This is a genomic window from Bacillus sp. J33 (genome assembly GCF_000518885.1).
In the GTDB taxonomy this organism is placed as follows: domain Bacteria; phylum Bacillota; class Bacilli; order Bacillales; family Cytobacillaceae; genus Cytobacillus.
Genome location: NZ_JAEL01000019.1, coordinates 42,444 through 62,802 on the forward strand (window position 1 = coordinate 42,444; position 20,359 = coordinate 62,802).

At 44.0% G+C, this 20,359-nt stretch carries 21 protein-coding genes and 1 tRNA gene; 1 reads left to right on the forward strand and 21 read right to left on the reverse strand.

The genetic code is table 11. The annotated features are described in order from the left end of the window. Positions 1-27: 27 nt before the first annotated feature. From L634_RS0108150 to L634_RS0108185, 6 genes are all read right to left on the reverse strand, one after another. Positions 28-1,212: a phosphoglycerate kinase gene (locus L634_RS0108150; protein ID WP_026582030.1), complete on the reverse strand. Its 1,185-nt coding sequence runs from the start codon at positions 1,210-1,212 to the stop codon at positions 28-30. A gap of 453 nt (positions 1,213-1,665) precedes the next feature. Further along, the gene (gene gap / locus L634_RS0108155) at positions 1,666-2,673 is read right to left on the reverse strand and encodes a type I glyceraldehyde-3-phosphate dehydrogenase (RefSeq protein WP_026582031.1); all 1,008 of its coding nucleotides are present in this window, start codon (positions 2,671-2,673) and stop codon (positions 1,666-1,668) included. A 47-nt stretch (positions 2,674-2,720) separates the two neighbouring features. Next, positions 2,721-3,743, reverse strand: coding sequence for a sugar-binding transcriptional regulator (locus tag L634_RS0108160; protein WP_026582032.1), 1,023 nt, complete (start codon positions 3,741-3,743; stop codon positions 2,721-2,723). Between the two features lie 135 nt (positions 3,744-3,878). After that, positions 3,879-4,127 carry a glutaredoxin family protein gene (locus tag L634_RS0108165; RefSeq protein ID WP_026582033.1) on the reverse strand — a complete coding sequence of 83 codons (249 nt, stop codon included), beginning with the start codon at positions 4,125-4,127 and terminating at the stop codon, positions 3,879-3,881. Between the two features lie 221 nt (positions 4,128-4,348). Beyond that, positions 4,349-5,680, reverse strand: a complete 1,332-nt coding sequence (gene rpoN / locus L634_RS0108170) for an RNA polymerase factor sigma-54 (protein ID WP_026582034.1) — start codon at positions 5,678-5,680, stop codon at positions 4,349-4,351. Between the two features lie 421 nt (positions 5,681-6,101). Continuing rightward, positions 6,102-6,173: transfer RNA gene (locus tag L634_RS0108185), tRNA-Arg, on the reverse strand. Between the two features lie 423 nt (positions 6,174-6,596). Here L634_RS0108185 and clpP point away from each other — a divergent pair. Next, a complete protein-coding gene (gene clpP / locus L634_RS0108190; protein WP_026582036.1) occupies positions 6,597-7,196 on the forward strand; it encodes an ATP-dependent Clp endopeptidase proteolytic subunit ClpP in 600 nt (199 codons plus the stop codon). Between the two features lie 40 nt (positions 7,197-7,236). Here the strand turns inward: clpP and L634_RS0108195 are convergent, their stop codons facing one another. The 15 genes from L634_RS0108195 to L634_RS34245 all read right to left on the reverse strand — a co-directional run. Beyond that, positions 7,237-7,494: an HPr family phosphocarrier protein gene (locus tag L634_RS0108195; RefSeq protein WP_026582037.1), complete on the reverse strand. Its 258-nt coding sequence runs from the start codon at positions 7,492-7,494 to the stop codon at positions 7,237-7,239. 27 nt (positions 7,495-7,521) lie between these two features. Further along, positions 7,522-8,472: a DNA-binding protein WhiA gene (gene whiA, locus L634_RS0108200; protein WP_026582038.1), complete on the reverse strand. Its 951-nt coding sequence runs from the start codon at positions 8,470-8,472 to the stop codon at positions 7,522-7,524. A 128-nt stretch (positions 8,473-8,600) separates the two neighbouring features. Further along, entirely contained in the window at positions 8,601-9,578 is a 978-nt protein-coding gene (locus tag L634_RS0108205) for a gluconeogenesis factor YvcK family protein (protein WP_026582039.1), read from the reverse strand. Continuing rightward, positions 9,575-10,468: an RNase adapter RapZ gene (gene rapZ, locus L634_RS0108210; RefSeq protein WP_026582040.1), complete on the reverse strand. Its 894-nt coding sequence runs from the start codon at positions 10,466-10,468 to the stop codon at positions 9,575-9,577. Before rapZ ends, L634_RS0108205 begins: the two co-directional genes overlap by 4 nt. 27 nt (positions 10,469-10,495) lie before the next feature. Beyond that, complete coding sequence (locus L634_RS0108215; protein ID WP_026582041.1) at positions 10,496-10,954, reverse strand: NUDIX hydrolase; 459 nt, start codon at positions 10,952-10,954, stop codon at positions 10,496-10,498. Positions 10,955-11,467: 513 nt separating this feature from the next. After that, the gene (gene trxB, locus L634_RS0108230; protein WP_026582042.1) at positions 11,468-12,418 is read right to left on the reverse strand and encodes a thioredoxin-disulfide reductase; all 951 of its coding nucleotides are present in this window, start codon (positions 12,416-12,418) and stop codon (positions 11,468-11,470) included. A gap of 142 nt (positions 12,419-12,560) precedes the next feature. Continuing rightward, entirely contained in the window at positions 12,561-14,060 is a 1,500-nt protein-coding gene (locus tag L634_RS0108235) for a tetratricopeptide repeat protein (protein ID WP_026582043.1), read from the reverse strand. 135 nt (positions 14,061-14,195) lie between these two features. Next, positions 14,196-15,119 (reverse strand): nuclease-related domain-containing protein, encoded by a 924-nt coding sequence (locus L634_RS0108240; protein WP_198029723.1) that lies wholly within the window; start codon positions 15,117-15,119, stop codon positions 14,196-14,198. 302 nt (positions 15,120-15,421) lie between these two features. Then, positions 15,422-16,066 carry a bifunctional phosphoribosyl-AMP cyclohydrolase/phosphoribosyl-ATP diphosphatase HisIE gene (gene hisIE, locus L634_RS0108245; RefSeq protein WP_026582045.1) on the reverse strand — a complete coding sequence of 215 codons (645 nt, stop codon included), beginning with the start codon at positions 16,064-16,066 and terminating at the stop codon, positions 15,422-15,424. Continuing rightward, positions 16,063-16,821 carry an imidazole glycerol phosphate synthase subunit HisF gene (gene hisF, locus L634_RS0108250; protein ID WP_026582046.1) on the reverse strand — a complete coding sequence of 253 codons (759 nt, stop codon included), beginning with the start codon at positions 16,819-16,821 and terminating at the stop codon, positions 16,063-16,065. The genes hisIE and hisF overlap by 4 nt, the downstream gene beginning before the upstream one ends. Continuing rightward, positions 16,815-17,552 (reverse strand): 1-(5-phosphoribosyl)-5-[(5-phosphoribosylamino)methylideneamino]imidazole-4-carboxamide isomerase, encoded by a 738-nt coding sequence (gene hisA, locus L634_RS0108255; RefSeq protein WP_026582047.1) that lies wholly within the window; start codon positions 17,550-17,552, stop codon positions 16,815-16,817. Before hisA ends, hisF begins: the two co-directional genes overlap by 7 nt. Beyond that, positions 17,549-18,187 carry an imidazole glycerol phosphate synthase subunit HisH gene (gene hisH, locus L634_RS0108260; RefSeq protein ID WP_026582048.1) on the reverse strand — a complete coding sequence of 213 codons (639 nt, stop codon included), beginning with the start codon at positions 18,185-18,187 and terminating at the stop codon, positions 17,549-17,551. The genes hisA and hisH overlap by 4 nt, the downstream gene beginning before the upstream one ends. Next, positions 18,188-18,775, reverse strand: a complete 588-nt coding sequence (gene hisB / locus L634_RS0108265) for an imidazoleglycerol-phosphate dehydratase HisB (protein ID WP_026582049.1) — start codon at positions 18,773-18,775, stop codon at positions 18,188-18,190. Positions 18,776-18,790: 15 nt separating this feature from the next. Next, positions 18,791-20,062 carry a histidinol dehydrogenase gene (gene hisD, locus L634_RS0108270; protein WP_026582050.1) on the reverse strand — a complete coding sequence of 424 codons (1,272 nt, stop codon included), beginning with the start codon at positions 20,060-20,062 and terminating at the stop codon, positions 18,791-18,793. 107 nt (positions 20,063-20,169) lie between these two features. Then, positions 20,170-20,359 (reverse strand): hypothetical protein (locus L634_RS34245; RefSeq protein ID WP_232233732.1); only part of this gene is annotated, 190 nt, incomplete at its 5' end.

Below are 20,359 nucleotides of genomic sequence, written 5' to 3' on the forward strand. Positions count from 1 at the left end.
CAGGGCTAAAACAGCCCTGGCCATAAATTATTTATCGTTTAAAGCCACTACGCCAGGAAGGGCTTTTCCTTCCATGAATTCAAGAGAAGCGCCGCCGCCTGTTGAGATATGGCTCATGCGCTCAGCAAGATGGAATTTTTCCACTGCAGCTGCAGAATCGCCGCCGCCAATGACAGAGTATGTATCGTTTGCTTCTGCTAAAGCCTCAGCCACTGCTCTTGTTCCGCCTGCGAATTTTTTCAATTCGAACACACCCATTGGCCCGTTCCAGATCACTAGTTTGGAATTCTGGATGACATCAGCGTAGATTTCACGTGTTTTAGGTCCGATATCAAGTGCTTCCCAGTCAGAAGGAATTTCTTCGATTGCTACTGTTTTAATATTGGCTTCTTCAGAAAAATCGTCTGCTACTACGACATCAACTGGCATGTAGAAGTTAACGCCCTTTTCTTTCGCTTTTTCCATAAACGATTTTGCAAGGTCAATTTTATCTTCTTCTAATAGTGATTTCCCTACTTCATGGCCGTTTGCTTTTACAAAAGTGTAAGCCAATCCGCCGCCAATGATCAGGTTGTCCACCTTTTCAAGAAGGTTTTCAATCACACCGATCTTATCTTTAACCTTTGCACCGCCGATAATGGCTGTAAATGGACGCTCAGGATTTGAAAGAGCTTTTCCAAGTACATCAAGTTCTTTTTCCATTAATAGGCCGGATACGGCGGGAAGATGATGTGCAATTCCTTCTGTTGAAGCATGCGCACGGTGTGCCGCTCCGAATGCATCGTTTACATATACGTCAGCAAGCTCAGCAAATGCCTTTGCAAGTTCAGGATCATTCTTTTCCTCGCCAGGATAGAAACGCACGTTTTCAAGAAGCAGAACATCTCCCTCACCTAACGTTTCAACCATTGCTTTTACTGAATCTCCATATGCTTCATCAGCTTTCTTTACTTCCTTGCCAAGAAGTTCGGATAAACGCTTGGCAACTGGTGTTAAACGCAATTCTTCAACAACTGAACCCTTCGGACGGCCCAAATGGCTGGCTAATATCACTTTTGCACCCTGGTTCATCAAGTATTCAACCGTTGGAAGAGCTGCTTTGATACGAGTTTCATCCGTTACCTGTCCATCATTCATCGGCACGTTGAAGTCAACGCGGCAGAAAACTCGTTTACCTTTTAACTCTATATCTTTAACACTTTTTTTGTTCATAGCAAAAGGACCTCCTTATCAGAAAAGCGCAGAGCGCCCGCTTATCGGCGACAAGCTTAAGCCGATGGCGCTTGGAGCTAGACATCTATAAGCAGAAACAAATCACTTAATAGAACGCTGCACCTTGACCACGCGAACCGCAAAGCAGTTTTCTAACTAATATTTTTACTTTTTGCTTTAAAACAAAAGGGAGAGGGATTGTTTCCCTGCTCCCCTTTTACCCTTATCCATTATAGACGTTCGCGATTTTAATATCCAACAAGATGAGGTATTTTTTTGAGAAAAAATTCATCTTGTTACTACTTCGCAAAACGAATATTTTTCCGGTAAAGATTTATCTATTGCCGCGATTAACGGGCAGTAACCACTGGAGTAAAACGAGGAGGAACTGCCCGGTAAGTTCAACTAAGCATCAAAGGGGATGAACTAATTCCCTTTTGATGGAACTTCCCTTTAAAGTCCTTTTTGAGCGATGTAGTCAACAAGGTCAACTACGCGGTTAGAGTAACCAGTTTCGTTATCGTACCAAGAGATTACTTTAACCATGTTGCCTTCCATAACCATTGTAGAAAGCGCATCGATTGTAGAAGATGCTGGGTTTCCGTTGTAGTCGCCAGATACTAGCGGCTCTTCGCTGTATGCAAGAATGCCTTTTAGTTCACCTTCAGCAGCTGCTTTAAGAGCGCTGTTCACTTCTTCAGCCGTTACGTCTTTGTCAAGCTCAGCAACAAGGTCAACAAGAGATACGTTAGGAGTTGGAACACGCATAGCTCCACCGTTCAATTTACCTTTTAGTTCAGGCAATACTAGAGATACTGCTTTTGCAGCTCCAGTAGTTGTTGGGATGATGTTTTCTGCTGCTGCACGTGCGCGGCGGTAGTCTTTGTGCGGCAGGTCAAGGATTTGCTGGTCATTTGTGTATGAGTGAACAGTTGTCATCATACCGCGCTTGATTCCAAAGCTGTCGTTCAATACTTTTGCAAATGGAGCCAGGCAGTTTGTAGTACAAGAAGCGTTAGAAATTACATGGTGGTTTGCAGCATCATATTTCTCATGGTTAACACCCATAACAACTGTGATGTCTTCGTCAGATGCAGGAGCTGAGATGATTACTTTTTTCGCACCAGCTTCAAGGTGTTTCGCAGCGTCAGCACGCTTTGTGAAACGTCCAGTAGATTCTACTACTACTTCTACGCCAAGATCTCCCCAGCCTAGTTGTGCAGGATCGCGCTCAGCAATAACCTTTACTTTTTGGCCGCCAACTACTAGATAGTCGCCGTCAACTGTTACTTCCTCATTTAATGTTCCGTGTACGGAATCATATTTTAAAAGGTGTGCAAGCATGTTTGCATCTGTAAGGTCGTTAACTGCTACAACCTCTACATTTGGGTTTTTAAGAGCTGCACGGAATACAACACGCCCGATTCTTCCAAATCCGTTAATACCAACTTTAACTGCCATTATTATTTCCTCCTTAAAAAGGTAGATTTTTATATTTGAAAAGGGGATTACCCTTTTAACAACTGTTTTGCGGCACCTTCGTCTGTTACTAAAATGGTTGAAGATGGTGCACGTTTCATATAAGCTGCGATGGCTTTTGCCTTTGAAGCACCGCCAGCCACTGCAATGACATGTTCAATATGAGATAAGTCATCCAGCTGAAGGCCGATGGTTTGAACCTTATGTACAACCTCGCCGCCTTCGTTGAAGTAATAGCCAAATGATTCGCCTACTGCCTCGGCCTGTTTAATTTTTTCCAGGTCTTTTTCGCTTGTTTTACGGCGTTCCGCCATTGTTATAGCGTCTCCAATGCCATGTAGAACCATGCTCGCAGATTTGATTTGGGTGATGACCTCTTTGATATTGGGTTCTTTTATGATGCTTTCATACATTTCCTTGCTCACCTGGTCCGGGACATAAAGGACTTTGTGGCTGGAATCTGTATGGTCTGCCATTTTTGCGCAAATGGTATTGGCCTGATTCTTTACATCCTCGCCAATTCCGCCTCTGGCCGGGACAAAAAGCCAATCCCGTTCAGCCATCTCCGGAGTCAGCATCTCTGCGACAGCAGCCATCGTAGAACCGCCTGTAACTGCGATGATATTTTTTCCTTGAAGCCTGGATTTCATACACAAAGCCGTTGCTCTTCCAAGCTCTTGCTTCACCCAAGGAGATTCATCGCTGTTGCCGGATACAATGATCGCCTGGCGGATGCCAAGTTTTCTTGATAAATCATGTTCCATTAAGGCTATACCCGAAATATCCCTCATTATTCCTTCAAGGCCTTCAAGCAATTCTTTTCCATCGGAGGTCAAGCTCATTCCCGTGCTGGATATGCGGATCAGATTCTGATCTTTTAAAAATTCAACTTCGCTTCTCAGCACTCTTTCCGTCAAGCCCAGGCTTACTGCAAGACTTCTTCTTCCAACAGGCTCCATCATTTCGATGTAATGGAGGATGTGGTAACGCTTTTGCATAACCGCAAGCAGATCAGGCAATAATCTTTTTTGAATTTCAATTAGTGAGTACATCGGATGGCTCCTTCATCATATGTGGTCATTTTTTGTCCCGCATAGACATATTATGTCCCACTTACCGTAAAAAAAATCACCCTTGCTTCAAAATCAATAATAGCAGGAGTGATTGGTGAATTCAACTGAAAAAACTCAGTTTTTTTCTGTAAGCGTTTCACTTATAGTAATTATGTCAATATGCCCAAATTGCACTTCTGCCCCATCTATTTCAACAACTGGAATCATTAAACCGTACTTCTCTGTCAGTTCATCGCTCTCATCTATATCTCTCTCAACGAAAGTAAAATTGTATTCTTTCTTTAATTCCATTACTGCATCCTTCGCTTTATCGCATAGCGGGCATCTGCTGCGCGTATAAAGCACTAACTCTGGCTGTTTCAAAATGATGATCTCCTTTATCCCGCATTATCGGGCAGTAAAACCCCTACTTCAAAACTTTAAGATAACTACTATAAAATAAGTGGGGGATCAACTGCCCGTAAAAGCCCGATTATCAGAACTCAGGCTAAATACGCCACATCCCTGCGGCAACGTCTGAGTGACCCGCATCGTCCGGGCCTCAACTAATAATCATTGTCCCCCAATGATTAAGTTTCGCTTTATCAATCATACCTTTTCCGCTTAGAAGAAGATGGGATGCCAAGCTGGTCCCGGTATTTCGCAATGGTTCTTCTGCTGACAACCATTCCTTCTTTTTCTTTGAGAAGCTTCACAAGCTCCTGGTCGGATAATGGCTTTTTCTTATTTTCCCCTTCAATCATTTTACTAATAATCGTCTTTACCTGCTGAGATGAAGTATTTTCATCTGAGGTTGTTTTTATCGTGCTTGAGAAAAACGATCTCAGCTCATACGTCCCAAATGGGGTTTGCGCATATTTTTCCCGGACGGCACGGCTGACAGTTGATTCATGAATCTCAAGTTCATCCGATATTTCTTTCATTGTCATTGGCTTTAAGTGTGATGGCCCTTTTATAAAAAAGTCCTGCTGCTTCTCCACAATCTTAAGAGTCACATTGGTAAGCGTCTCTTTTCTTTGCTCAATGCTCCTCATGATCCAATGATAATCCTGCTGCTTTTCCTGTAGGAAACGGCTGACACTTCTGTCTCCGGCAGCCGAAAACCTTTTAAAATAATCTTCATTAAAACTGATTTTCGGAAGAACTTCATCAAAAACGCTGACTGAAAACGAATCCCCATCCCATTTTATAATGACATCCGGTGTGATATAGGCTGATTTCTCACTGTGAAACGAAGAAGCCGGCCTCGGGTTCATGGTTTGGACAAGGTCAAAAACCTCCTGGATTTCCTTCAGTTCCACCCCAAGCTGCTTGGCAATCTCCTTCCACTTCTTTTCCGCGAACAGAATGAAGTATTCATCAATAATAACTTCAGCCAGCTCGTTCCTTTCAGGCAATCTCTTAAGCTGCAGGGAGAGGCACTCCTGAAGACTTCGCGCTCCTACACCAGCAGGCTCAAGCTGCTGAAGCATCGCCAGCAGCCGCTCTGCTTCGTCTGCGGATATTCTGAGCTCTGATGCGACTGAGTTTAAATCAGCCCGAAAGTAACCGTTTTCATCAAGGCTTTCAATAAGGCGCTCAATGACTCTTTTTTCGGTTTTCTTCAGATCCAGGCTAAGCTGTGACTTCAAATATTCATCCAGCAGCATCGTTTTGCAGCCGCCAATTTGCTCAATCCAATTTATTTTATCTTTTTCAACCTTTGTTCTTGTCTGTTTCACACGGTCATAACGGGGATCCATCGTCTGGACATGACCTGACTCGATTTTTAAAAGGGGATTTTCAAGTGCTTTGCTTTCGAGGAAAGATGAGAGCTCCTGTGTGCTGTATTGCAAAAGGGCAATCGCCTGCGTCAGCTCCTGTGTCATTGCTAATTTCATTGTCTGCTGCTGCCATAACCCAGCTTTCAAATTCATCGTACATTCCCCCTGTCCCCATTTTACAATATTCGCGGAAAATGTTGTATGGAAATATCTTGCCAGCCAGCTCCAAAAAACCTTCTGCTACCTGCTCCGCTCAATCATTCTGAATACTTCACCATATGCATGCAGGAGGGAAAAATATTCTTTATTCGGGATAAAATGTGGATTTTTAGCAGATTTTTTTGTATTTCTAATGTAATTTGGGAAGGGGACGGCTGGAATGCTGATTTATTTTGCTATTAATCATTTTAGTTCAAGTGGGGAATTTGCATTTATCCCTTTTATAAAAAACTTTATCCCTCTTATAGATTTTTTTATCACTCTTATAAAAAAATTTATTGGCATTATAAAAAGTTTTATCTGCATTAAGCAAAATAAAAACTCCCTGTCCATATCAGACAAGGAGTTTTGGCAGCGCCCTCGGCAGGAATCGAACCCACATCTTAAGAACCGGAATCTCACGTGCTATCCGTTGCACCACGAGGGCAGATATTTAACTGGCTGACTGACTATGCGCTCAGCCGTTACGAGTATTAATTATATGATATGTTTCTCCACTTTGCAAGTATACTTTTTGTTTAAAAATTGGAACAATGGGTATCATGGAATGGGATAGGACAGCACAGAAAATTGTGTCGAACGAATCGGCCTGGCTTTCTATGCGATTCGTTTGACCTTAATTGACCATCAGTGTATCATGTTATTACATACAGAAGTGAAATGCGGAAGCGCCTTGGTCAGCTCCGACAAGCATAAGACGAATCCCGCAGGAAATCCTGATTTCTGGAGTGATTTGGCTTATGACTCGAGGAGCTAGGCGCTGAAGCCAGACACAAAATTTTCTTCACTTGGAAGAACATACTTGCCCATCTTGTATGTTGACCCTTATCTTAAAGGAGGAATTGGAAAAATGAACTTAATCCCTACAGTTATTGAACAAACAAACCGCGGGGAGCGCGCTTATGATATCTACTCCCGCCTTTTAAAAGACCGCATTATTATGCTGGGAAGCGCAATTGATGACAATGTGGCGAACTCGATTGTTGCCCAATTGTTATTCCTTGAAGCTGAAAATCCTGAGAAAGATATTTCCATTTACATAAATAGCCCTGGCGGAAGCATCACAGCTGGTATGGCTATTTATGATACCATGCAGTTCATCAAGCCTAAGGTACAAACAATCTGCATCGGCATGGCAGCTTCCATGGGTGCTTTCTTGCTTGCTGCTGGAGAAAAAGGCAAACGTTTCGCTCTTCCTAACAGTGAAGTCATGATTCACCAGCCGCTTGGCGGTGCGCAAGGTCAGGCAACTGAAATTGAAATTGCTGCAAAGCGCATTCTTTTCCTTCGCGAAAAGCTGAACACGATTCTTTCAGAGCGCACTGGCCAGCCGCTTGAAGTGATTGCGAAAGATACAGACCGTGACAACTTTATGACAGCTGAAAGAGCGCTTGAATACGGTTTGGTTGACCAAATCATTTCCCGCAACTCTTTAGACGAGAAAAAATAAGCAAGAAAAAACAACTCGCATCTTCTCGATGCGAGTTGTTTTAGTTTTCATCCTGGATGTATTTTGCCAGTTGTTCAATCGCTTCGTGTTCGTCGTTTCCTTCTGCTCTTAGGGTAATAACAGACCCTGAGCTGACAGCAAGGCTCATGAGTCCCATGATGCTTTTCGCATTCACTTTTTTTCCGTCCTTTTCCAGGAAGATATCGGAAGAGAACCGATTTGCCTCCTGAACGAATAATGCAGCCGGACGTGCCTGTAAACCTGTTTTTAATTTCACTTCAACCTGTCTCTCAGCCATGTAAATCTCCTCCCTGCCGATACTCTGTTATTGATGGCCAATTTTTTCTCCAGCCCGGAGTTTATCAGCTATTTCATCTATTTTTCTTAACCGGTGATTTATCCCCGATTTGCTTATATTTCCGCCTGAAACCATTTCACCAAGCTCTTTAAGCGTGACATCCTGATAGGCTACCCGCAATTCGGCAATTTCCCTGAGCTTGTCAGGAAGAATCTGCAGCCCGACAGTCTGGTCAATATACCGGATGTTTTCGACCTGCCGCAAAGCTGCTCCAATCGTTTTGTTTAAGTTCGCTGTTTCACAATTTACCAGACGGTTAACCGAATTTCTCATATCACGGACAATCCTGATATCTTCAAAACGAAGAAGTGCAGAATGGGCGCCGATAATATTCAGGAATTCAGTAATCTTCTCAGCTTCCTTCAAATAGGTGATATACCCTTTTTTCCGTTCAAGCGTTTTGCTGTTCAGCCCGAACGTATTCATTAATTCACATAGGGAGTCATTATGCTCCTTGTAAAGGGAAGCAATTTCAAGATGATAGGATGAGGTTTCCGGATTGTTAACGGATCCCCCGGCAAGGAATGCGCCGCGCAGATAAGAACGCTTACAACATTTCTTTTTAATCAGTTCATTGGAAATATCGTGTGTAAAAACAAAGCCTTCACTTAGAATTTTCAGGTCATCCAAGATCATGCTGGCCTGCTCATTTAATCTGACAATATAAACATTGTTCTTTTTTAATCTCATTTTCTTTCGAACAAGCAGCTCGACCTGAACGTGATAGTTCCTCTTTATCAGTGTGTAAATTCTTCTTGCTATTGCCGCATTTTCTGTCTGGATATCCACAATCAATTTCCGGTTGGAAAAAGAAAGTGATCCATTCATTCGGATAAGCGCAGATAGCTCCGCTTTCCCGCAGCACTCTTTCATTTCCAGGTTCGTCAATTCTTTTTTCGTTTCCGAAGCGAAAGACATCCCTTCACCCCCTATCTGCAAAGAACATAAAGCCAGGATAAATCGTCTTTAGAAATCATACTCGACTCCGGGCAACCGTATGCACAGTTTTTTATTATCCCGGGCATCTGCCTTTGCACATCTATATATTACGCGTTAAAACGCTTTTTGGTTTCATCTAAAAGCAAATTATAAAGCATTTGGGCAACCTCTTTCGTATCATGGCGAATCATTCCATTTTCGTGGCTGACAATCTCGCCGTGCATGATCTCAAGGCCCAATTCAGAAAGTGCATCTGTATCATAAACAACAGGCTTAGCCATTTCCTCGCTGTATCGCTCCTGTATATGCGGAGGAATTTCTTCATTATTGACAAGAATTGTGTTAATAAAAGCACAGCTCATATGGTCATATAATGCTTTCACATGGTCACTGGCGCTATAGTCAAGCGTTTCTCCTGCCTGTGTCATCAGGTTGCATATATACACTTTTTTGGCCTTGGAACGGCATACCTCGCTGCCCAGCTTGGGTACAAGCAAATTGGGAAGAATGCTTGTGTACAAGCTTCCAGGGCCAATAATAATCATGTCCGCCTGTCTGATCGCATGCAGCGTTTCAGGCAAAGCTTTAATATTTTTCGGGGTTAAGAAGACCTTCTTGATCTTTTTCCCCGAATATGGAATTTTCGATTCACCCGAGACGATGGTTCCGTCTTCCATTTCCGCATGAAGCACTACACTTTGATTCGCTGCCGGCAGCACCTTGCCGCGCACATTCAGAACCTTGCTCATTTCCTGTATCGCATGGACAAAGTTGCCCGTAATCGAAGTCATTGCTGCAAGGATTAGGTTCCCCAGCGAATGGCCTGATAGCTCATTGGCCGTCGCAAAGCGATGCTGGAACATTTCCTCGATCAGCGGCTCCACATCGGAAAGGGCCGCCAGCACATTGCGGATATCCCCAGGCGGCGGGATATGAAGGTCCTGACGCAATCTTCCTGAGCTGCCGCCATCATCGGCTACTGTTACAATCGCAGTAATATCAACAGGATATTGCTTTAACCCCCGCAATAGAACGGGCAGTCCTGTTCCTCCCCCGATGATGACAATTCTTGGCTGTCTGTTCATTTGATGTTTTCCTTTCTCCTCTCGATGTCACGATGAGTGATGGCCGTATGATAGTCCTTTTTAAAATAATTGGCAATATACTCTGCCAGCGCTACCGAACGATGCTGGCCTCCCGTACATCCAATGGCAACAACCAGCTGAGCCTTTCCTTCCCTTTTGTAATGAGGAAGCATAAAGCTCAAAAGCTCAGTGACCTTCTCAAGGAATTTGCTTGTTTCCGTCCATTTCAGCACATAGCTGGATACTTCTTCATCCAAACCCGTCTTCGGTCTCATATGCTCAATATAATGCGGGTTTGGGAGGAAGCGGACATCGAACACAAGATCTGCATCAATCGGAATGCCATGCTTAAAGCCGAAGGACATGACATTCACCGTAAAAATCGTCTTTTTATCTAAAGAGAATTCCATAAGAATTTTTTCCCGCAATTCTCTTGGCTTCATATGCGAAGTGTTATAAATGAGCTGGGCCCTGCCTTTTAACTCTTCAAGCAGATCCCGCTCAAGCTTAATCCCTTCAAGGGGCAAGCCAGATGGAGCAAGGGGATGTGATCTTCTTGTTTCCTTATAACGTCTCACTAATGTCGAATCGTCCGCATCCAGGAAAAGGATTTGCGGAGTAACCCATGAAGTCTCAGACAGCTCATCCAGCGCTTTAAACAAGTGATCGAAAAATTCGCGTCCGCGCAAATCCATCACCAATGCCACCTTATTCATCTTATTCCCTGATTCCTTCATCAGTTCAAGAAACTTCGGCAGCAGCGTCGGCGGCAGATTATCGACACAGAAAAAGCCAAGATCTTCAAAGCTTTGAATGGCTACCGTCTTGCCGGCCCCTGACATTCCTGTAATAATGACCATTTGAGTATCATTCACAGCACCCATACTCATTTCTTTTTCCCCCTGTTTATATCAAATTCAGCTAGGATCGAGCCTGTAGCTGATTAATTCAAAGTCTGGCGTATACGTAAACGTTCCATAAATCATTCCCTGCCCATGAATCATATACTCTAATATATGAGAATCCCCGGCAGCCATCGGAAGGTTTTTTATCTCTGAAAACGGATGCCAGCGAAGTTTGCCCTCTTCCGATTCATCCACGTTCAGCCCATCTGAGGCTGTTGCAAGGAATGTGAACATCATCCACTCCTGCACAACCTTATCGCCATCCTTCATGATAAAAGTAAAGATCCCTTTTATATTGGGATTGCGCAGATAGATGCCTGTCTCTTCCCTGAACTCACGGATGCACGAGTCCCTTACCGATTCGCCCGGCTCCATTTTCCCGCCCGGCGCAACCCACCAGCCTCTCCTTGGCTTTTGCAGAAGCAAAACCTGATCATCTTTTAATAACACACAGTTCGTGACTCGCTGCAACACTTTTCACCTCTAATTTCCGAATCATTCCGTTAACTGCTTTTGCACGGAATCGCTTTATGTAAAAGCTGGCTAACGCTTTCTTTATTCCTTACATTATACTATTTTTGTCTGATAGCCACAATGAATACAGATTTCCAAAAGGAACGCAAAAAAATGTATAAGCTGACTCAAGATAATGGCCCTGTTAACTGTTTCAGCTCCAGGCACTTTCTTTCCGCTTGAAGTCACAGACGTCGGCGGGCTCGGACTTCTGAGCAGCACCTCATGAAAGAAATGAACACTTTCTTGAACACAGCTAAAAAAAAGAGCACAGGCCAAGTACCTGTGCTTACAAAGGATTATATCTTTAAAAGGGGGTCAATTTCTATTCCTATATTACCTGATATTTATTTCACCCAGGTTACAGGATAATTAAAACAACGTGACTTTTTGTTAATCTTTGCAACTAGTGGTTAAATTTTCTAAATAAAACGGCACCTATCTCTAAGACAGTGTGCCGAATTCTATCTGCTAATTTTTCGCCTTAAGGCTTTCTTTTAATTCTTCCACATAGTGCTGTGCACTTTGTGCAGCAATGCTTCCATCGCCTGTAGCTGTAACAATTTGGCGAAGGGATTTTTCACGAATGTCTCCTGCAGCAAAAATGCCTTCCACCTTTGTTTCCATACGGTCATTTGTTTCAATATAACCATTGCTGTTTGTAATGCCAAGGCTTTCAAACGGCTTGGAAAGAGGGACCATGCCGATGTAGACAAATACACCGTCTGCTTTAAATTCCCTTTCTTCACCGGTTTCAGTAGAAACAAGCGTTACGCTGCCTACCTTTCCATCCTTTTCATTGACTTCTTTAACGGTTGTATTCCAGATGAAGTCAATTTTTTCATTATCAAATGCACGCTGCTGCAGGATTGCCTGCGCACGAAGCTGATCGCGTCTGTGAACGATTGTCACTTTTGAAGCGAAGCGTGTTAAGTACACGCCTTCCTCAACAGCAGAATCACCGCCGCCGACTACAACAAGCTCTTTGCCTTTAAAGAAAGCACCATCACAGACCGCGCAATAGGACACGCCGCGTCCGCCAAGCTCTTTTTCGCCAGGAATGCCAAGCTTCTTGTACTCGGCACCAGTTGAAATAATAACGGAGCGGGCTTTGTATTGCTTGGAGCCTGCCACAACCGTTTTGTACTCTTCCCCGTCAATGACTTCTTTAATATCGCCATACGCATATTCAGCACCGAATTTCTTCGCATGGTCGAACATTTTTGTAGACAAATCCGGCCCTAAAATATGGTCAAAACCAGGATAGTTTTCAACTTCTTCCGTGTTTGCCATTTGTCCGCCTGGCACGCCGCGCTCAAGCATGAGGGTAGACAGGTTCGCACGGGATGTATAAACAGCTGCTGTCATACCTGCAGGGCCTGCCCCAGCGATTATGACATCATAGATTTTTTCTTCACTCACAACGGTTCACTCCTTCAGTAATCAGCTCTCATGTAAATATCCGAAAAAGGTATTTTATAAATGCCCTTTAATACGCATATTATAGTATGACCTTCTTACTGTTATCCTATAAAATCAGGGAGTGTTTCGTCCAAAAATCTGCTCATTGAAGGCGTTCGTTCACTGATTTTACATATTTCCCCATGGTCGAAGCAGAAATTCCGTACCTGCCGGCAATCTTGGCTTGCGAAACCTTTTCGTTCCTCAGCCTATGCCATACATATTCAATCGCTGCGGCCCATGCTTTTTGGTTCTTTATGCCTTGATGGTTGTTTGTTAATTCAACAAAGATGGTGAACCACATTAAATATAAACCGGCCTCCACAGTCCCAATCGGATGGTAGTTTTCGTAAAACAGCACTGCTGTTTCATGGCCTGCCTGAATCTGAGCCGGAATGTTCTGTCCTGTTTTCACAAAGGAAAGGTAATCCTTTTCCAGCGCTGTAAACTTTCGGTTCTTCACGATTGATTCAGATGCCAGAACTTCATTTTTCCTGCTGGAAACAGACGTTAGGAAAAGACCAAACAGACGCTCCTCAATATAGTCGCTCTCCAGCTTTTTTAAAATGGACGAATAATGGTCCTCAAATCCGTTGCTGGTCACCTTTTCATCATTCCAAGGCTCGAAACCGGCTTTATCCGGATTAATTTCGATTGCTTTCTTCCACGCTGATTTTGCCAGTTCTTCGCGGCCAGTGAAATATGCAGAATAAGACAGCCAGTAATAGAATGGGCCATCCCCTTCAAATCCTTTTTTCTGAAGCTTCCTCAGCCATAAAAAAGCAGCTTCATACTCGCCTGTTAGCGCAAAGGTTGCACCAAGCTTAAACTGGTGTTCGATTGAAAGCGGCTTGATTTTTTTCAGTGCCTCTTTTAACAAGCGTACCTGCCTGAAATCCCGCCCGTAAAAAGCAAATACAAGCTTATTGCAAAGAGCATGAAGATTGCCCGGGTTTTCCTCAAGAACCTTCTCCAAAATTTCAGAGGCCTTTTGAACTTCCCCAAGGTAGAAATAAGCCAGTGCAAGGTTGTTGTATGCGGACCAATACTCCGGATATTCATCGATAACCGAATTCAGGATCTCAACCGCTTTCGGAAAATGGCCGGATTCCAGCAGTTCCCGAGCGTGTTCCTGCTTCGTAATCAAATCATCCTGTTCGTACAGATCCTCATCCAAACCCTCTGCCTCAAGCGTCAGCAAATCCAGCAAATCCTCTGTATCTTCCGTAAACTCTCCGTCCCGATCCAAATCAAGATACGTATTCGCATGCTGATAAGCGTCTTTGAACAATCCTAGATGAGCATAGTTGTTCGCAAGGAAATAATGGCACTCTACCATATCCTCATCAAGCTCTTCGAGAATCATATGAAGCAAACGATTCGACTCCTGATACTCGCCCATCTCGGAATGGACAATCGCCAGCTGGCAAACAATCATCGGCTCGCCCGGCTCAAGCTGCATTGCACGCATCAAATATTTTTTCGCTTTATGAAAATCCCTTCGGTGGTACGCCTTAATCCCTTTGGAAAAATAGTACTCACCATTCGGAATAAATGACAATAACTTTCCCTTTTGGTGTCTAGCTTTAGAGTCTTTGCTCATGAAATCCTCCATTAATGTTAGTAACTAAAGTAGTATATCATACGAACAAGCCTGCGGAGAAGGGATGAAAGCACAATAGTATTTCCAGTGGGGTTTTTTTGTTGGAAATCTCGGTTGTGAGTTTATTGCACTAGTTTAGTACTGCTGGAAATTCAGGTCTGTCATATTTTGATAGTTGGGTGGCGGATGGTAGCGGCGGCCTTTGTTGGTGCCTGTTTGGGGGAGGTTGAGGGATTCTAATAATCTCCTGGATATATGAGGAGATGAAAGCTGAAGAAATTCCCGAAATTCCATATTTGTTATGGGTTCACCATTATTTAATAAGAACAGATCAGTTATAGTTTTAATGTGGGCATCGGAACTTTTTATTCTGCATGCTTTGCATATCCAGACACCATCTCTTCTGGTCATTGGCTCGGAAATACAGACAGGGCATAAAACCCCCTTTATGATTTCGTTTTTTGATATTTTATAGAAGTTCAATATATCAAACGTTTCAGGGGTGTGCTCCTTCAAAATATTTTTAGATATTTTCTTTAGCACCTTATATTCCAGGTAGTTTTCTTTAAATGTCATACCTAACTTTTCAGTTTTACTTACTAGATATTGGGCATGAATTACTTTTTGGTGGATTTGATTATTTCCTGAAGTGCTTTGGAGAATTGTAGAAGGTTTGCTAAAAACAACAAAGTAATCAACAGGTAAATGAAAGCCCCGTTTGGTTAACCATTTTTGTAGCTCTCTAGCTTGTTGGCTGGCCTGCTCTATAGGATTCGAATATCCTTTTTCTTCACCATATGGTGTGGTTTGAATCATTTGATTAAATTGAGGATCAAAATATATTTTTCCTATTAGATTTTTCACTTCTAAAATGAGGGCAAATTTCTTAGAAAGGATTAAAGTGTCAATTTGAAAGAAAAACTGGCGGTTTGTGAGGCGTATTCCATGAAGAATGATATATTCCTTTTCCGGCAGCTTACCTAAATGGAAATCTAAAGACGATTCCCCTCGATGTCCTGCCCATCGTTTTGCCTGATCTTTTTCAATTTCCGACCGCACATTATGATTTTTGGGCAGCCTTCTTAAAAGGACATCATTCTTTTGAATCCTTATTGGAATTGTTCGATGTTTTGCTATCAAATGCATCACTCCTTACTGTATTTTAAAATGGTATTCGTCTATATTACCTAATCTCCTGCTTTTTTACTTACCTATTTTGATTTTTCTAGCATGTTTTTAATTTTATCTAGCAGATTTTTAATTTTATTTAACATGTTCCGAGATTTATCTAACATGTTTTAGAATTTATCTTACATTTGGAACAATTTAAGGTTAAGTAAATCAAAAAAAAACCGCCTCCCTTATTCAGAGGACGGTTCGCTTTTCTTATCGTGACGCTTATTGAGAACTTTCAATACTTCGTTAAAAGGGAGGTCCTGCTCGCGAAGAAGGACCATTAAATGATAAATCAGATCGGCTGCTTCCCATTTCAGCTCATCTTTATCGCGGTTCTTGGCAGCGATAATGACTTCTGCGGATTCTTCGCCAACCTTCTTAAGGATTTTATCAACGCCTTTTTCAAAGAGGTATGTTGTGTAAGCACCTTCTGGGCGGGTCTTTTCGCGTTCTTCGATTACTTTTTCTAGTGTGTGGAGGATTTCGTAAGCAGATAAATCACCTGTCTCTTCCCCGTATACTCTTTCTTCAAAACAGCTAACTGTACCTGTATGGCAGGCAGGTCCTGCCGGCTCAACCAGCACTACAATCGTGTCCTGGTCGCAATCAAGCTTCATTTCTGCGATTTTCTGTGTGTTTCCGCTGGTGGCGCCTTTATGCCACAATTCATTGCGGGAACGGCTGAAAAACCAGGTTTCGCCTGTTTCCGCTGATTTTAAAAGGGATTCCCGATTCATATAGGCTAATGTTAAAACTTCTTTTGTTTTCGCATCTTGCACCACGGCAGGGATCAGTCCCTTTTCATCAAACTTTACGCTTTCAATATTCATCGGACTACCACCCCTTTTTCCTTTATATAGGCTTTAACTTCGGCAACAGATGTTTCTTTATAGTGGAAGATGGATGCGGCCAGAGCGGCATCGGCTTTTCCCTCGATAAAGGCTTCAGCAAAGTGATCCGCTTTGCCGGCGCCGCCCGAAGCGATAACCGGAATCGAAACCGCCTCGCTGACAGCTTTCGTCAGCTTGATATCAAAGCCTTTTTTCTCACCGTCTGAATCCATGCTTGTGAGCAAAATTTCCCCGGCGCCGCGCTCGGCCGCTTCCCTTGCCCAGGCAATAACTTCAAGATCAGTTGGCTTCCGTCCACCGTGTGTGTATACGCGCCATGAACCAAGCTCTTCATCATACTTTGCATCAATCGCTACAACGATGCACTGGGATCCGAAGAAGCCGGCACCTTCCGTTATTAAATCAGGATGATTTACTGCAGCGGTATTCAGGGAAACCTTATCTGCTCCAGCGCGCAGAATCCGCTTCATATCTTCCAGCGCGTTGATCCCGCCGCCGACTGTAAATGGAATTGCCAGTTCTGAAGCAACTGCCTTAACAACTTCGACCATTGTTTTCCGGCCTTCGTGGGATGCAGAAATATCCAGGAAAACAAGCTCGTCAGCACCCTGCTCATCGTAAAAACGGGCAAGCTCAACCGGATCTCCGGCATCGCGAAGCTGGACAAACTGGATTCCTTTTACAACACGGCCTTCCTTCACATCCAGGCATGGGACAATTCGTTTCGTCAGCATGATCCCTTCACCTCTTTCAGCGCTTCCGCTACTGTAAAGCGTCCTTCATAAATGGCCTTTCCTACGATTGCTCCCGCTATACCCTCTGAAACAAACTCTTTTAATTGAGACAAATCTGCCAGCTGGCTGACGCCTCCGGAAGCAATCACATTTGTGCCTGTTTCTTTTGCAAGCATCCGAACTGCTTCCACATTAGGGCCCGATAGCATGCCATCCGTTGCAATGTCAGTAAAAATAAATGTCTCGGCCCCGGCATCTGCAAATCTTTTGCCAAGGTCGACTGCCTTGACTTCAGAGGTTTCCAGCCAGCCATGTGTGGCAACATAGCCATTTTTCGCATCAAGCCCTACCGCAATAGCTTTGCCGTATTTACCGACCATTTCAATTGCAAACTCCGGATTGGAAACAGCGATGCTTCCGATAATGACACGGGTCACGCCATTCTCGAGATAATGCAGGATGTCTTCTTCCGTTCGGATTCCGCCGCCTATTTGCACGGAAACACCAAGCTCTCGCGCTGCCTGGATCACATATTGATCATTGACGCGTTTGCCGTCCTTTGCACCGTCCAGGTCCACCATATGGATCCAGTCAGCACCTTCATCAGCAAACTTTTTCGCCATATCAAAAGGAGAATCTCCATAGACCGTCTCCTTATCGTAATCCCCCTGCAGCAGCCGAACACAATTGCCGCCTTTCATATCGATTGCCGGATAGATGGTAAAACTCATTTCACAGACATCCTTTCTTCAACCAGCTCAGTAAAATTGCTCAAAAGCGACATGCCGAGCGAACTGCTTTTTTCAGGGTGGAATTGCATGCCGAACACATTGCCCCTGCCGACAACAGCCGGCACTTCCACATCATACAAGCTTCTGCTGATGACAACTTCCTGATCATCTGTGTCCACAAAGTAAGAATGGACGAAATAGACATAATCTTCTTCAAGCCCTTTTAAAATCGGTGAGCTATGCAGGAATTCAAGGCGGTTCCATCCCATATGCGGCACTTTATACGTTTCCCCTTCTGCTGTTGCGCCTGGAAAACGTCTAACATGGCCGGGCAGCAGCTGCAAGCCTTTCGTCAGACCATTCTCTTCGCTGCTCTCAAATAAAAGCTGCATGCCAAGGCATATGCCCAGCAGCGGCTTGCCTGTTTCCGCAAACTCTTTTACCAGATCCGCCAGGCCAGCAGAATTCAAAATGGCCATCGCATCCTTAAATGAGCCTACTCCCGGTAAGATAAGCCCATCAGCATTCATCAGCTCGTCTTTATTTTCAGATAGGAAGTAAGGAACATCCAAACGTTCAAGCGCTTTGCTGACACTGAACAGATTCCCCATTCCGTAATCAATGATGCCGATCATTTACAACATCCCTTTCGTTGATGGAACTCCCTTAATCCGGGGATCAATGGTCGTTGCTTCATCTAGGGCACGAGCAAGCGCTTTAAAAATAGCCTCAATCATATGGTGTGTGTTTTGACCATAGTGGATGATTACATGCAGGTTCATTCTTGCTTCAAGCGCCAGCTTCCAGAGGAACTCATGGACAAGCTCCGTGTCAAACGTGCCTACCTTTTGGCTCAGGAACTCAGCGCGCATTTCCAAATGCGGACGGTTGCTGAGATCAACCACAACCTGGGCCAATGCTTCGTCCATCGGAACAAAAGCATTGCCATAGCGCTTGATGCCTTTTTTATCGCCTAAAGCATCCTTTAATACTTGCCCAAGGCAGATGCCGATATCCTCAGTCGTATGGTGGTCATCGACATCTGTATCGCCATTGGCGACAATGTTCAAGTCGAACTGGCCATGCTTGGCAAACAGGTCAAGCATATGTGTCATAAAAGGCACGCCTGTTTCCAGGTCGCTCTTTCCTTCCCCATCAATATTTAAGGAGAGTGTAATATTGGTTTCGTTTGTTTTGCGGGAAATTTCTGCAGTTCTTACCATGATTATTCCTCCAGCTTATTTACTTAGTCTCGTTTCAATGGAACGGGCATGTGCCTCAAGCCCTTCCAGGCGTGCAAATGCAGCGATTTTTTCACCATTGTCTTTTAAAGCTTGTTCACTATATAAAAGAATACTTGATTTTTTTTGAAAATCCTCCACGTTCAGCGGACTTGAGAAACGGGCAGTTCCGTTTGTCGGCAGAACATGGTTTGGGCCTGCAAAATAGTCGCCGACCGGTTCAGGGCTGAATCGCCCAAGGAAAATGGCACCCGCATGGCGAATCTGTCCAAGAAGCTCCATCGGATTTCCTGTTAAAATCTCCAAATGTTCCGGAGCAAGGCTGTTTACCGTTTCTACTGCCTCCTCCATGTTTTCAGCTACATAAATGGCTCCATAATTTTCAATGGACTGAGCAGCAATTTCCTGCCGCGGCAGCTCCGCCAGCTGGCGCTTCACTTCTGAAGAAACAGCTTCTGCCAGAGTTGAGGATGGTGTAACGAGAACAGCACTTGCCATTGGATCATGCTCTGCCTGTGATAAAAGATCAGCCGCAACTTCATCTTCCTGGGCCGTGTCATCTGCTAAAATGGCAATCTCACTTGGGCCTGCAATCATATCAATATCGACATCCCCGAAAACTTCGCGCTTGGCAAGGGCAACAAAAATGTTTCCTGGACCTGTTATTTTGTCAACCGGAGCAATAGTTTCAGTGCCGTATGCCAATGCTGCAATCGCCTGGGCCCCGCCGACCTTATAAATTTCTTCTGCGCCCGCTATATGTGCCGCTGCCAGAACCGCAGGAGGCAGCTTGCCCGTCTTTTTATCAGGAGGCGACGTAATGACAATCCGTTTAACTCCAGCCACCTTTGCCGGAATTACATTCATAAGGACGGATGACGGATATGCCGCTGTTCCGCCTGGCACATATAATCCAACTGAATCAAGCGGTGTAATTTTCTGCCCAAGGATGGTGCCGTTTTCTTCCGTTGTCATCCAGGAAGGGCGAAGCTGCTTTTCATGGAAGGTCTTGATATTCTCCGCGGCTTCCTTTATGACCGCAAGGATTTCATCATCTACCTCGTTATAGGCTTCATCGATTTCAGCCTGTGTCACCGAAAAATTATTAAGCGAAATGCCATCAAATTTTCTGGTGTATTCTTTTAACGCCTGGTCTCCCCTTTGACGAACCGTTTCAATAATATTTTTTACAATCGCCCGCTGTTCTTCCGTCCCATTATCAACGGACCGTTTAATGGAAATCTGGTCAGTTACTTTTAAAATTTTCATAGGGTCCTACATCCTTTTTATCTAAGATTAACTGGCAGTAATATCCCCACTTCTTATACAATTAAAATCCAGTTATAAACTGCCTATAAAGGCCCGATTATCTGAACTCAGACTAAAGACGCCACGTCCTCCAAAAGCTGCTGCTTTCGGTCGTGCGATGTATCGCTGTCGGAGCTTACCTTGTCCTGTGGCAACGTCTGAGTGACCCGCATCCTGCGGTCCCCAACTAACCATCCGTGGAAGAACACCACGGATGGAAGTTTCACTTTATCGCAGATTAACGGGCAGTAATATCCC